Annotated in this window: 12 protein-coding genes; 8 read left to right on the top strand and 4 right to left on the bottom strand. The window is 68.8% G+C overall.

Going from position 1 to position 13,154, the window contains the following annotated elements; all coding sequences use genetic code 11:
- The first annotated feature begins 58 nt into the window (after positions 1-58).
- A complete protein-coding gene (locus tag KCG34_RS04975) occupies positions 59-499 on the top strand; it encodes a GFA family protein (RefSeq protein ID WP_249138224.1) in 441 nt (146 codons plus the stop codon).
- 7 nt (positions 500-506) lie between these two features.
- On the opposite strand, the gene KCG34_RS04970 is transcribed toward KCG34_RS04975, so the two are convergent.
- Entirely contained in the window at positions 507-1,328 is an 822-nt protein-coding gene (locus KCG34_RS04970; RefSeq protein ID WP_211939288.1) for an acyl-CoA thioesterase, read from the bottom strand.
- Between the two features lie 188 nt (positions 1,329-1,516).
- On the opposite strand from KCG34_RS04970, the gene KCG34_RS04965 reads away from it, so the two are divergent.
- From KCG34_RS04965 to ligA, 3 genes are read left to right on the top strand one after another with little or no spacing between them, the layout of a single operon-like run.
- On the top strand, positions 1,517-2,470 hold the full coding sequence (locus KCG34_RS04965; RefSeq protein ID WP_211939287.1) for an outer membrane protein assembly factor BamD: 954 nt from the start codon (positions 1,517-1,519) through the stop codon (positions 2,468-2,470).
- Between the two features lie 57 nt (positions 2,471-2,527).
- Entirely contained in the window at positions 2,528-4,228 is a 1,701-nt protein-coding gene (recN, locus tag KCG34_RS04960; protein WP_211939286.1) for a DNA repair protein RecN, read from the top strand.
- Position 4,229: 1 nt separating this feature from the next.
- Complete coding sequence (ligA, locus tag KCG34_RS04955; protein ID WP_376788233.1) at positions 4,230-6,320, top strand: NAD-dependent DNA ligase LigA; 2,091 nt, start codon at positions 4,230-4,232, stop codon at positions 6,318-6,320.
- A gap of 111 nt (positions 6,321-6,431) precedes the next feature.
- On the opposite strand, the gene KCG34_RS04950 is transcribed toward ligA, so the two are convergent.
- Together KCG34_RS04950 and KCG34_RS04945 are read right to left on the bottom strand one after the other, a co-directional pair.
- On the bottom strand, positions 6,432-7,745 hold the full coding sequence (locus KCG34_RS04950) for a YXWGXW repeat-containing protein (protein WP_211939284.1): 1,314 nt from the start codon (positions 7,743-7,745) through the stop codon (positions 6,432-6,434).
- A 76-nt stretch (positions 7,746-7,821) separates the two neighbouring features.
- The gene (locus KCG34_RS04945) at positions 7,822-8,208 is read right to left on the bottom strand and encodes a hypothetical protein (RefSeq protein WP_211939283.1); all 387 of its coding nucleotides are present in this window, start codon (positions 8,206-8,208) and stop codon (positions 7,822-7,824) included.
- 232 nt (positions 8,209-8,440) lie between these two features.
- Between KCG34_RS04945 and KCG34_RS04940 the strand changes: the two genes are divergently transcribed.
- The 4 genes from KCG34_RS04940 to KCG34_RS04925 all read left to right on the top strand — a co-directional run bounded on the left by KCG34_RS04940 (position 8,441) and on the right by KCG34_RS04925 (position 12,631).
- Positions 8,441-10,066, top strand: coding sequence for a family 43 glycosylhydrolase (locus tag KCG34_RS04940; RefSeq protein ID WP_211939282.1), 1,626 nt, complete (start codon positions 8,441-8,443; stop codon positions 10,064-10,066).
- Positions 10,067-10,180: 114 nt separating this feature from the next.
- Entirely contained in the window at positions 10,181-11,254 is a 1,074-nt protein-coding gene (locus KCG34_RS04935; RefSeq protein ID WP_211939281.1) for an NHL repeat-containing protein, read from the top strand.
- A gap of 86 nt (positions 11,255-11,340) precedes the next feature.
- Entirely contained in the window at positions 11,341-11,808 is a 468-nt protein-coding gene (locus KCG34_RS04930) for a YaiI/YqxD family protein (protein ID WP_211939280.1), read from the top strand.
- A 28-nt stretch (positions 11,809-11,836) separates the two neighbouring features.
- Entirely contained in the window at positions 11,837-12,631 is a 795-nt protein-coding gene (locus KCG34_RS04925; RefSeq protein WP_211939279.1) for a hypothetical protein, read from the top strand.
- On the opposite strand, the gene KCG34_RS04920 is transcribed toward KCG34_RS04925, so the two are convergent.
- Positions 12,610-13,098: a GNAT family N-acetyltransferase gene (locus tag KCG34_RS04920; protein WP_211939278.1), complete on the bottom strand. Its 489-nt coding sequence runs from the start codon at positions 13,096-13,098 to the stop codon at positions 12,610-12,612. The two genes, KCG34_RS04925 and KCG34_RS04920, sit on opposite strands and share 22 nt — an antisense overlap.
- Between the last annotated feature and the right edge of the window lie 56 nt (positions 13,099-13,154).

Raw genomic sequence — 13,154 nt, 5'->3', positions numbered from 1 at the left:
TGACCGCTTGGCCGATGGCCCGCCAACCCGCCGCTGGAGCCGTGAACAGGAGAACGCGATGCCGATCACCGGACAGTGCCGTTGCGGGCAGGTGAGGTTCGAGGTTTCGGCCAAGCCGCTCCTGACCATGGCCTGCCATTGCAGGGGCTGCCAGCAGATGACCGCCAGCGCCTTTTCGCTGAGCGCAGCGATCCCCACCGAGGGGTTTCGCGTGACCAGCGGCGAGCCGGTGATCGGGGGGCTGCATGGGCCGGCGCGGCACTATTTCTGCGGCTATTGCATGAGCTGGATGTTCACCCGGCCCGACGGGATGGATTTCTTCGTCAATGTCCGTTCGACCTTGCTCGATGAGCGGGTGTGGGATGCGCCGTTCATCGAGGTCTATACCGACGAGAAGCTCCCGTGGGCCTCGACGCCGGCCCGGCACAGCTATCCGACCTTCCCGCCCCAGGAGGCCTATGGCGCGCTGATCGCCGAGTTCGCTGCTCAGGCGGGGTAGGGCGCGCCTACCGCCCCTCCACCACCAAAAGCTGGCTGCCGCCGCTGGCGAGCAGGCGGCCGTCTTCCGACCAGATGCGGGCGCCGCCGTGGATCAGGCCGGCCTTGGAGGCGGGGGCGTAGCTGTCGACGAACAGCCAGTCGGCCTTGCCCGGACGGTCGTGGAACCAGACGGTCAGGTCCAGGCTGGGGGCGATGAAGGGCAGGGGGCGCTGGACCTGGCTGCGGTGATAGGTCGGCCAGGGCAGGGTGTCGATCAGGAGCACCATGCGGGCGTGATCGAGGAAGGCGTCGTCCGTCGGGGCGAAGTCGTTGATCCGGTACCAGCTTTCGCTGACGGCGCCGCGCGGGTCGACCTCGCCCTCCTTGAGGAACTTCACCGGCCGGCCCTGGATGTGGTTCCAGAACGGGTGCGGGACGTGGTCCGGCGGCATGTAGTGCTCGAACGGCGGCAGGGCGTGTGGCGGCGGGACCGTCGGGCGGGGCAGGTCCAGGTGCTCCGGCCCTGCATCCTTGCCGGTGGTCCATACCTGGGCCTGAAGCGACGTGCGGCCGTTCTGGACCAGGCGGACGTTGACACAGGCGGCGGTGCGGCCGGGCTTGACCAGTTCGACGACCACTTCGATCTCGGCCGTCTTCGGTGAGGAGAGGTATTGGCCGGCATAGCTCACCGGCCGGTGGCCCGCCGGCGCCACGGTTCCGGCGGCGCGCAAGGCGATGGCGGACAGGTAGCCGCCGTTCGGGCCCCAGATCTCCCAGTCGGGCTGCAGCTGCGCGGTCAGACGGCCCGATTCGCCGATGAGGCGCGTGGCGTCGACGAAGGAGGACATGCGGGGGCCTTTGCGGCGGGATTCGAGTCTCGCCAGAATGGGGGCGGTCGGTGGGGCTTACAACCTGCGGCTTTGCGGCCAGGGCTTGTTGATCCCATCCCGTTTGCGTCCCCGGCGAGCTAGTGTAGAAGCCACGGACCAGTCATGCTGAGGGCGCGGGGGGCGCGTCCGTTTCGAGGTGGTCGTTGGTGCTCTCTGAACTCCGTTCCCGGTCGGCGGTCATCGTCGCGATCGTGGCCGCCTCGGTGGCGATGTCTGGTTGCGCCCTGCTGCGCAAGGCCGGCAAGAAGAAAGAAGACGACAACACCGCCTACCAGGAGGCGCCGGTCGATCAGCTCTATGCCGCCGGCGCGGCCAAGCTGGACTCGCACCAGTGGAGCGAGGGCATCGTCTATTTCAAGGAAGTCGAACGCCAGCACCCCTATTCGGAGTGGTCTCGGCGGGCGATCCTGATGCAGGCCTACGCCCACTACGAGGCCAACCAGTACGACGAGGCGGTGGCCGATTCGAACCGCTTCGCCGAGCTCTATCCGGGCAATCCGACGGCGGCCTACGCCTACTACCTGAAAGCCGAGTGCTATTTCGAGCAGATCGTCGATGTGGGCCGCGACCAGTCCTCGACCCAGCAGGCCCTGGTGGCCATGCAGGAGGTCGAGCGGCGGTTCCCCAACACCGAATACGCCCTCGACGCCAAGCTGAAGATCGACATGATCAACGACCAACTGGCCGGCAAGGAGATGGCGATCGGCCGCTGGTACCTGCGCCAGGGCGACACCCTGTCGTCGATCGGCCGTTTCAAATACGTGGTCGACCACTTCCAGACCACCAGCCATACGCCCGAGGCGCTCTATCGCCTGGTCGAGGCCTACCTGACCCTGGGCGCGGTGGACGAGGCCAAGCGCAATGCGGCGGTGCTCGGCTACAACTTCCCGGGCGACCAGTGGTACGCCGACGCCTACAAGCTGATGCAGAGCAAGGGCCTGCATCCGGACACGCCCGAGCCGACCAACACCAAGCCGCACGGCTTCTTCCACAAGGCGGTGAACGTCCTGACCTTCCACAAGGACCAGACGCCGGCGCCGCCTAAGGACGATACGGCGCCTGCGGCCCCGGCCCAGCCGGCGGCGCAGCCGAAGGCTTAAGCGCCTCGACGCAATCCAGCTGTTGAGCCCGCCGAGATTCCCGGCGATCTTCCGCCCATGCTGATTGGGCTGGCCATTCGTGACGTGGTGCTGATCGAGAGCCTGGATCTGTCGATCGGGCCGGGGCTGACCGCCCTGACCGGGGAGACCGGGGCCGGCAAGTCGATCATGCTGGATGCGCTCGGCCTCGCGACCGGAGCGCGGGCCGAGGCGGGCCTGGTGCGCCGCGGCGCGGCCCAGGCCCAGGCGACGGCGATTTTCGCCCTCACGGCCGACCATCCTGTCTGGGCTTATCTCGAAGAGAAGGGCTTGGGTGGCGCGCCGGACGAGGACCTGGTGCTGCGGCGCCAGCTGTCCGCCGACGGCCGCTCGCGGGCCTTCGTCAACGACCAGGCGACCAGCGTGGGCGTGCTGCGCGACCTGGGCGCCATGCTGCTTGAAGTGCACGGCCAGCACGAGACGGTGGGCCTGTTGGACGCGCGCACCCACCGGCCGCTGCTGGACGCCTTCGGCGGGCTGAAGGGCGAGGCCGTGGCTTGCGCCGGAGCCTGGAGCGGCTGGCGGGCGGCGCGGGAGCAGCTGGAGGCGCTGCGTGACGCTGCGGCGCGTTCGGCGGCGGACATCGAGGAGATGACCCTGCGCCTTGGCGAGCTGGACCGGCTGGATCCCAAGGCCGGGGAAGAGGCCGAGCTGGCCGGGCAGAGGGCGCTGCTGGGCGCCGCCGAGAAGGCGCTGGCCGATATCGCCGCCGCGCGCGAGGCCCTGGGTGACAACCTGTCCTCGCGCCTGGCCCAGGCCTGCCGAGCGCTGGAGCGGGCGCGCGAGCGCACCGCACAGTCGGGCGCCAGCGCCGAGAACGAGGCGGTCAAGCGCATCACCGAGGCCGCCGCCGCGCTGGATCGCACCCTGATCGAGGCCGACGAGGCCCTGGCCGCGATCGACGCCGCCGCCGACGCCTTCGACTTCGAGCCCGACCAGCTGGAAAAGGCCGAGGAGCGGCTGTTCGCCCTGCGCGCCATGGCCCGCAAGCTGAACGTGGCCGTCGAGGCCCTGCCGGACGAGCGGGCGCGCTTCGCCGAGGCCCTGCGCGCCAGCGAGCACTCGCACGACGCCCTGAAAGCCGCGGAAACCGAGGCGGCGGCCGCGCGCAAGGCTTATCTGGCTGCGGCCGAGGCCCTGAGCACAGCGCGCAAGGCCGCCGGCGAGCGGCTGGCGGCGGCGGTGATGGGGGAACTGGCGCCCCTGAAACTTGACAAGGCGCGTTTCCGCGTGGCCGTGGAGCCCCTGGGTGAAGACCGCGCCGGGCCGGCCGGGGCTGATCGGGTGGAGTTCGAGGTCTCGACCAATCCCGGCTCGCCGTTCGGCGGCCTGGGCGCCATCGCCTCGGGCGGCGAGCTGGCCCGTTTCGCCCTGGCGCTGAAGGCGGCCCTGGCCGGGCGCGAGGACCAGGTCCAGCCCCTGATGATCTTCGACGAGGTCGACCAGGGGGTCGGCGGGGCCGTGGCCGATGCGGTGGGCCTGAGGCTCAAGCGGCTGGCGGGGGACGCCCAGGTGCTGGTGGTGACCCATTCGCCTCAGGTGGCCGCCCGCGCCGACGCCCATTGGCGGGTGGCCAAGGCTGGGGAGGGGGACAGGCTGCGCACGGCGGTCGAGACCCTGTCGCCCGCCGCCCGCGAGGAAGAAATCGCCCGCATGTTGTCGGGCGCCGAGATCACCGAGGCCGCCCGGGCCGCCGCGAGAGCCTTGATGCATGCCTGATTTGAAGCAGGTCGAGGCCCTGGACGAGGCCGAGGCGGCCGACGAGCTCGCCCGCCTGGCCGACGAGCTGGCCGGTCACGACCTCCGCTATTTCCAGGAGGACGCGCCCGCCATCTCGGATGCGGACTACGACGCGATGAAGCGGCGCAACGCCGACATCGAGGGGCGGTTTCCGCATCTGGTGCGCGACAATTCCCCCTCTCTGCGGGTGGGCGCGGCGCGGGCGGAGAAGTTCTCCCCCGTCGAGCATGGCGTGCCCATGTTGTCGCTGGACAACGCCTTCTCCAACGACGAGGCGATCGAGTTCGACGCGCGGGTGCGCCGTTTCCTGCGCCTGGGCGAAGAGCCGGTGTTCTATACCGCCGAGCCCAAGATCGACGGGCTGTCGGCCTCCCTGCGCTATGAGAACGGGGTGCTGGTGCGCGGCGGGACCCGCGGTGACGGACGCGTGGGCGAGGACGTGACCGAGAACCTGCGCACTATCCGCGAGATCCCGCAGCGCCTGGCCGGCAAGGGCTGGCCCGAGGTGATCGAGGTTCGCGGCGAGGTCTATCTGGGCCATGCCGAGTTCGCCGCGCTGAACGCCGCGGCGGAGGCGGCGGGAACCAAGACCTACGCCAACCCGAGAAACGCCGCCGCTGGTTCGCTGCGCCAGATCGACGCCAATATCACCGCCCAGCGGCCCCTGCGCTTCTTCGCCTATGCCTGGGGGCTGATCAGCGCGCCGTTCAGCGACACCCAATGGGGCGCGCTGGAGGCTTTGAGGTCATGGGGTTTCCATGTGACGCCACAGGCGCGGCGGGTGGAGAACGCCGAGGGCCTGCTGGCCGCCTATGCGGCGATGGAGGTCGAGCGGCCCAAGCTGGACTTCGATATCGACGGGGTGGTCTACAAGGTCGACCGACTGGACTGGCAGAGCCGGCTGGGCTTCGTTTCGCGCAGCCCGCGCTGGGCGATCGCCCGCAAGTTCCCCGCCCAGCAGGCGCGCACCATCCTCGAGGCCATCGACATCCAGGTCGGCCGCACCGGCGCGGTGACGCCGGTGGCGCGCCTGCAGCCGGTGACCGTGGGCGGGGTGGTGGTGGAGAACGCCACCCTGCACAACGCGGACGAGATCGCGCGCAAGGACCTGCACGTCGGCGACACGGTGATCGTGCAGCGCGCCGGCGATGTAATCCCGCAGATCGTCAGCGTGGTGCTCGATGAGCGTCCCGAGGGCGCCGTCCCCTACGAATTCCCGACCCATTGCCCGTGCCCGCTGCACACCCCGCTGGCGCGCGAGACCACCAGCGGCGGGGCCGAGACGGTGGTGCGTCGCTGCACCGGCGAGTTCGCCTGTCCGTTCCAGCGGGTCGAGCACCTGAAGCACTTCGTCTCCCGCCGCGCCTTCGACATCGAGGGCCTGGGCGACAAGCAGCTGCAGGCGTTTTTCGACGAAGGCCTGATCAGGGAGCCGGCCGATATCTTCACCCTGGAGGCGCGTGACGCCGCCTCGCTGAAGAAGCTGAAGGACCGGGAGGGTTTCGGCGAGACCAGTGTGAAGAACCTGTTCGCCGCCATCGAGGCGCGGCGGCGGATCGGGCTGGACCGGTTCATCTATGGCCTGGGCATCCGCCACATCGGCGAGACCACCGCCGTCGTGCTCAGCCGCGGCTATCTAACCGTCGACGCCTTCCTGGCCGCCATGGACAAGGTCGCCGATCGCGATCCCGAGGCGATCGCCGAGCTGGACGCCCTGGATCAGGTCGGCGGCGCGGTGATCGAGGCGGCGGCGGCCTATTTCGCCGAGGACCACAATCGCCGCATCGTGCAGAACCTGGTGGCCCAGCTTCAGGTGCTGGACGCGGAAAAGCCCAAGACCGACACGGCGGTGGCCGGCAAGACGGTGGTGTTCACCGGCGCCCTGGAGAAGCTGACCCGCGACGAGGCCAAGGCCCAGGCTGAGGCCCTGGGGGCCAAGGTTGCGTCCTCGGTCTCGAAGAAGACCGACCTGGTGGTGGCCGGGCCGGGGGCGGGCTCGAAGCTGAAGACCGCGGCCGAACTCGGCATCCAGGTGCTGACCGAGGACGAGTGGCTGGCCCTGATCGGGTGAAGATCTCTAGCCGGCGAAGCCCCTTTCGGTCGGCGATTGGATCCGAGACATGCCGGTCAGGCTCGGGCGCGGACCATCGAAACTTCAGGCGCCGCGGGCTGGATGCGAGGCTCAGCGCTGCGGGGGCTTGCGCTGGTCCTCGCGGCCCTGGGGTCGCGGCTCGCTTCGAGGGGCCTCGCCGCGCGGCGCGGCATAGGCGGGCTGACGGTAGCTCTCGGCCGCAGGCCGTTGGGCGTAGGCCGGAGCGCGATAGCTTTCCGCCTGCGGCGGCCGTTGAGCATAGGCCTGGGCCGGCGGGCGATAGGCTGGCGCGGCGTAGGCAGAGCCGCGCCCGCCGTTCCAGCCATAGGCCTCGGCGGCGCGGGGCGGCGGGCTGGGCTGGCGATATTCAGGCTGACGGTAGTCCGACTGACGCTGCGGGGCGGAGCGGGCGCCGTTTTCGCTGTAGCCATAGCCATAGTTCGGCTGGGCCTGGCGGTAGGCCGGCGCTTGCCGGTAGGGCGAGGACGCCTGGTAGGACGGAGTCCGCGCCTGTTCGTAGGCCGAGGGCGCTGACTTGGCGTACGCGTTGGGCGCCTGCGGCGCCGGCTGGCCCCTATAGGAGGAGCCGTAGCGGCTATCTGAATTGCCGCCGTTGGCCCGCGCGCCATAGCCTGGCGCCGGCGCTCCGGCGGAGGCGTGGGCGAAGGGCGAGCCGCGGGCCGCGGTCACCTGGCCCGGGGCGTTGAACACCGCCGGCCGGGCGGTGGCCGCTACAGGCGGTGCGCCCCGATTGGCCGCGGCGCGCATGATCGGCAACCGCGCCGCCTCCTGTTGGTGCTGAACCTGAACGCCGGTCGGCGGGACGCGCCAACTGCGGGCGGCGGCGAGCTCGGTTGCTGTCGGCCGCGCGTTCACGCCGCCGGTCCCGCCATTGTAGCTGACGCGGGTGACGTTGGTGTTGTTGATCACTGTCTTGTTGTAGACGTTGGTGATGTTGACATTGGTGATGTTGTTGACCGTGCGGTTGTAGAAGAACCGATCGTGGTCCCAATAACCGCCGCCATAGCCGAAGCCGGTATAGCCGAAGCCGTAGTTGATGCCGCCGTAGAAGCCGACGGTCGGACCCCAATAGCCGGCGTGGAACAGGTAGACGCCGTCGTCCCAGCCCCACCAGGCCGGGGTCCACAGAAGGCCGGGCTCCGGCGCCAGCACCCATGTCCCGGGCACCCAGTAATAGTCATCGTCGCCCCAGGCCCAATAGCCCGGGGTCCAGATGTAGCCGGGTCCGGGGATCGGCGGCTGGTCGTAGACCGGCAGGGGGGGCGGCGCGAAATTCACGCTGACGCCCACATAGACGCCAGCCGAGGCCGGCGCGGGCGGGATGGCCGCCAGGGCGGTCGTTCCGAGGATGGCGGCGATGGCCGCGCTCGTGATGCGCCGCATCAGTCTGCTCCTTTGAAAATTGCGTCAAACAGGCTTGGCCCTGCCGGGGCATCGCCAACCAGAACTCTCGAGCCCGTTAGTCGTTGCGCCACCAGTGGCTTACCCGCACGCAGCGATCGCCATCATCATCGCAGCGGAAGTGGGCGCAGCGATCGCCGTCGTCGTCGCAGCGGGTCTCGGTGCGACCGTAGCCGTAGCCATTCCCATCGCCATAACCAAAGCCTTCGCGTCGCCAACCGCCGGACCAGGCGGGTCGCCAATCGCGGATCCGGGCGCAATCGTCGCCATCATGGTCGCAGCGCAAGGTCGCACAGCGGTCGCCATCGGAATCGCAACGGGTGACCATCCGGTCGCCGTAGCCCCAGGACTGCGCCGAAGCCGTGTTCGGGGCGCTCGTCGCGGCGACCAGCAGGGCCGCGGCGGCGAGGCCGGCCTTGGCCAGGTTGGAAATCTGGAAGGGCATCGCAATACTCCTCGCCTCGTCAAACGGAAGCGGCGGCGTTTCGGCCGTCGCAGGCGCAGACCATCGCATTGCAAACCTGAAACTGGGCGGACCCGCACGTTCATCTGCGGTTCATCCGCCAGGGGCGTCGGAAAACCGGCCGCCGCTCGAGCGCGAAGCAGGACGTCCGGACTTGTAACTTCGCCCCAATCTGTAAATGATAGCGCTACCATAACGCCAAGGGAGCGCCTGCATGACCCTCGACCGCCGCATTCTCTTCAAGGCCGCGCTCGCCGGGGCGGCGGGGTCGGCGGTGGCGGGCGGGGCTGTCGCCGCGCCAGCCTGCGCTACTACAGCGCCGACTCCGCGTTGGGGCATGGGGCCTGAGGGGCAGCGGATCGCGGACCTGGGCGATGGGACCTATCTGAACCCTATCGTCGCCGGCGATCACCCAGACCCGACCATCCTGAAGGACGGCGCCGACTACTACATGACCTTCACCTCGTTCGACTCGTCGCCGGGCCTGGTGATCTGGCGCTCTGGCGACCTGGTCAACTGGACGCCTGTCGGGCCGGCCCTGACGAAGCCGCTGGGGAACGTGTTTGCGGTCGATCTGGTCAAGCACAAGGGGCGCTACTTCATCTACATCCCGGCCGATGTGGAGGGGCGCGGGTTCGCGCTCTACGTCATCTGGGCCGACGACATTCGCGGGCCCTGGAGCGATCCCATCGACCTGAAGATCACCGGCTGCATCGATCCGGGCCACATCGTCGGCGAGGATGGCAAGCGCTACCTGTTCGTCAACGGCGTGCGCCGGGTGCGGCTGACCGACGACGGCCTCGCCGCCGACGGAGCGCTGGAGCCGGCCTACCAGGCTTGGCGCTATCCGGACGACTGGATCGTCGAGGACTTTGCGCCCGAGGGGCCCAAGCTGATGCGCCGGGGCGAGTGGTTCTATCTGATCAATGCCGTCGGCGGCACGGCCGGGCCGCCCACCGGGCACATGGTGATCGCCGCACGCTCGCGCTCGGTGCACGGCCCCTGGGAATACTGCCCATACAATCCGGTGGTTCGTACACGGAGCGTCTCCGAGCCCTGGTGGTCGCGGGGCCACGCCACCCTGGTCGAGGGGCCGGCCGGAGACTGGTGGATGGTCTATCACGGCTATGAGAACGGCTTTCGCACCCTGGGTCGGCAAACCCTGCTGGAGCCGATCGAATGGACCGACGACGGCTGGTTCCGGGCCAAGGGTGGTGATCTGTCCGCGCCGATCGCCAAGCCGCGGGGCGGGCGAGCGGGCCCCTCTGGTCATCCGTTGTCGGACGATTTTTCGGCCGACCGCTTCGGCCTCCAGTGGAGCTTTCACCAGCCGGGGGCGGACGAGCGGACCCGCGCGGTCTATGAGCCCGGCGGGCTCAGGCTCAAGGGACGGGGGACATCTCCGGCGGACTCTTCGCCCCTGACCTGCATCGTCGGCGACCGAGCCTATGACGCCGAGATCTCGATCGACCTGATCGGCGAGGCCGAGGGCGGTCTTCTGCTTTTCTACAACCACAAGGCCTTTCTGGGCCTGGGCTTCGGTCAGGCGGGGCTGAAGACCTTTCTCAGCGCCGAGGAGCAGCCTTGGATGCGGATGCCGCTGGGGGCCACGACCCTGAGGCTGAAGGTGACCAACGACGCCAACATCGTCACCTGGCGCTATTCGAGAGATGAAGGGAAAACCTGGACGCGACACGATATCCGAAGCGAGGTTTCGGGCTTCAACCACAACACCTTCGGCGGCTTCTTGAGCCTGACGGTCGGCATCTATGCGGCGGGCGGCGGCGAGGTGCGCCTACGAGACTTCAAGTATCGGGCGCTGGCCACTTCGGCGGCTTAGAGACGCTCCGCCGCGGTTGAACCTTTCCTGCATTGGCCAGCATCCACAGGCTACCGGGCGCCCGGCTCCGGAGGCGGGCGCCTCGCGCGCTCGCAATCGCAAAAGGGGCCTGACATGCGTAGATCGATCCTGTCTCTTGGTGTCCTGTTCGCCAGCTGCGCGGGGCTCGCCGCCGCAGCGGCGCCGGTGCTGCCGGCGCTGGCGCCGGCCTTCGACAAGCCGGGCGATATTTTGATTTCGGACCAGTTCAACAACCGGGTGATCGAAGTCGACGCCGCCCGCGGCGCGATCGTCTGGCACTGGGGCGTGGGGCCGAACGACCTTTCCGCCAATTCGGCGATCGGCGTGAACGATGCGCTGCGGGTCGGCGATTTCACCTTGATTTCCGGCACCGGCGCACCTCCGGGGACCGAGCCGGGGTGCCCGTCGGGCTGCGCCGACAACCGGGTGTTTTTCGTCGACCACGCCGGTCGTATCGTCTGGCAGTACGGGACCTTCGGCGTGACCGGCGCAGGATGGAACCAGCTCAATACGCCGGTGCAGGCGACCTGGACCGCCCAGCGGACCGTGCTGATCGCCGACCAGGGCAACCAGCGGGTGATCGAGGTCAACCTGGCCCACCACGTGATCTGGCAGTACGGTCATACGGGCGAGGCGGGCAATGGTCCCAACCATCTGAACAATCCCAACTCGATCGAAGAGTTGGCAAACGGCGATTTGCTGATCGCGGATGAGTCCAACAACCGCGCCATCGAGGTCAACCGCGCCCACGTCATTGTCCGGACCTTTACTGCAGGCGGCACGCTGAATGGCGTAGCTTTCGCCAGCCGCCTGCCTGACGGCGACACCCTGATCACGGATGCGAACAACAACCGGATCGTCGAGGTGAACGCGCACGACCAGATCGTCTGGTCCTATGTCACCAACACCCAGCCCGGCAGCAACGCCAACCCCAATCCGACGCGGGCGGTGCGGCTGCGCAATGGGAACACCCTGATCAGCGATCAGAACAACCATCGGGTCATACTGGTCAATCACGCGGGAACGATCCTGAACCAGTATGGCAACCTGAACTCGCCCGGATTCGGCCTTTACTGGACACGCCAGGGGCTGAACGCGCCCTATGACGCCAAGGTTATCGGCGACAATACCGGCCTGACCTGGTTCCCGAACATGGATCTGCATTGAGAGCTTGAACCAGCAGGCGTCGCGCGGACGGCAGAGAGATCGCAGGCGATGGCCAATCAAGCGCCGCGATCGTGTAATCTGGCGCAATGACCGTTCTCTATATCGACGCCGACGCCTGCCCGGTGAAGGACGAAGCCTATCGCGTGGCGGATCGCTATGGGCTGGCCGTGTTCGTGGTGTGCAATCGCTGGATCCGCACGCCGCCCGGCCCGCGGATCACGCTGATGGTGGTGGAGGAGGGGCCGGACGCCGCAGACGACTGGATCGCAGAACGGGCTGGGCGGGGCGACATTGTCATCACCGCTGACATTCCGCTGGCCCAGCGCGCCCTGAGCGCGGGCGCCCTGGCGTTGCATCCGGCGGGGCGGCCCTTTACGGCCGACAATATCGGCGGGGCCCTGGCGTCGCGCGCGATCGGCGAGCATCTGCGCTCCATGGGGGAGGTGACCGGCGGGCCGCGGCCGTTCGAGGCTGCCGACCGCTCGAAGTTCCTGCAGGCGCTGGACGCAGCCGTGGTCAAGGCGCGGCGGCTTTCGCCTGCGCCGGGCAAATAAGGTCAGGCGTGTGAGGACCCCGGCGCGCTTGACCTTTGCGGCGACGCTGGTCGGGATCGGGATACTGGGCCTCGTCCAGCGCGATTTCGCACCGATCTGCCAACCGGTTCCAGAGGGCTTTCCTGCGCGTGAAGTCTTGGCCCTCGTCTGCGCCCTGGTTGCGGCGGCGACCGGCGCCGGGCTGTTCTGGCGGCGCACGGCCGCCTTGGCCGCGCGCGTACTGCTGGTCTGGCTTCTGCTCTGGATGCTCGCGTTTCGGGGACGGGTGATCTGGCTGGCGCCGACAGCCGCGGTTTCCTGGGAGGGATGGGGCGAGACCGCGGTGCTCGTCGCGGGGACCTGGACGCTGTACGCGGTGTTGGCCACCGGCTGGCACCAGCGACGGTTCGGCTTCGCGGTGGGCGAGAGGGGTCTCTTGATCGCCCGGACCGTCTATGGCCTCGCCCTGATCGCCTTCGGGGCGGCCCACTTGGCCTATGTCAAGGAGACCGCATCGCTCGTGCCCGCTTGGCTCCCAGCCCATGCGGCATGGGTGCGTTTCACCGGCTGGACCTATATCGCTGGCGGGGTGGCGGTGGTTGCGGGCGTCTGCGCTCGCCTGGCGGCCACGCTCGCGGCGGTGCAGATCGGCCTGTTCACGCTCTTGGTCTGGGGCCCCGCGGTGGCGGCCGGGTCGGCAGACGCTTCGCAATGGAGCGAGGCTGTCATCTCCTGGGCGCTGACGGCCGGCGCCTGGTTGGTGGCGGCCAGCTATCGCGATGCGTCGTGGCTCGCGTTTCCCGGTGAAAGGCGCGGCTCGGCTCAAGGAAGCCTGCGGAAATAGCGCGCCACCGGCCAGCGCTCGAAGCCGGCGCTTTCGTAGGTGGCCCGTGAGGGAGCGTGGCCCGGGTCGTCGCCGGTCTCGACCATGACCATCTCAAGGCCCGCCCGCCGCATCTCGGCCATGGCGCGATCCATCAGGACGCCCGCCACCCCGCGCCGCTGATGCGCCGGATCGACGGCGAGGATGTAGATCTCGCCCATCCTATCCTTGGGGTGCAGGCGCAGGCCGACCCAGCCGATGACCGCGCCCGCGTCGACAGCGACCAGGACGTGCTCGCCCTCGGTCCTGAGAACCTGAAGCACATCGGCCGTTTGGCGGTCGCGCCAGCCGTCGGGATAGAAGGCGTGATAGACATAGCCGGGCACGGCCGGTTCGAGCTTTTCGAACACCGGCGCCCAGGCCTCCAGGGAAAGCGCCACGACCTGAGCCTCCATCTCGGGCTCGTAGGCTTTGATCTCGTAGCTCATGCCCGTCTCGCCGCGCGGATCGTCAGGGCTTCACAGATAGGCCCCAGAGCTCCGTC

It is taken from the genome of Phenylobacterium montanum (assembly GCF_018135625.1).
In the GTDB taxonomy this organism is placed as follows: Bacteria; Pseudomonadota; Alphaproteobacteria; order Caulobacterales; family Caulobacteraceae; genus Poindextera; species Poindextera montana.
The sequence above is the reverse complement of the archived record's forward strand: the minus strand, read 5'-3'. Positions and strand labels throughout refer to the sequence as shown.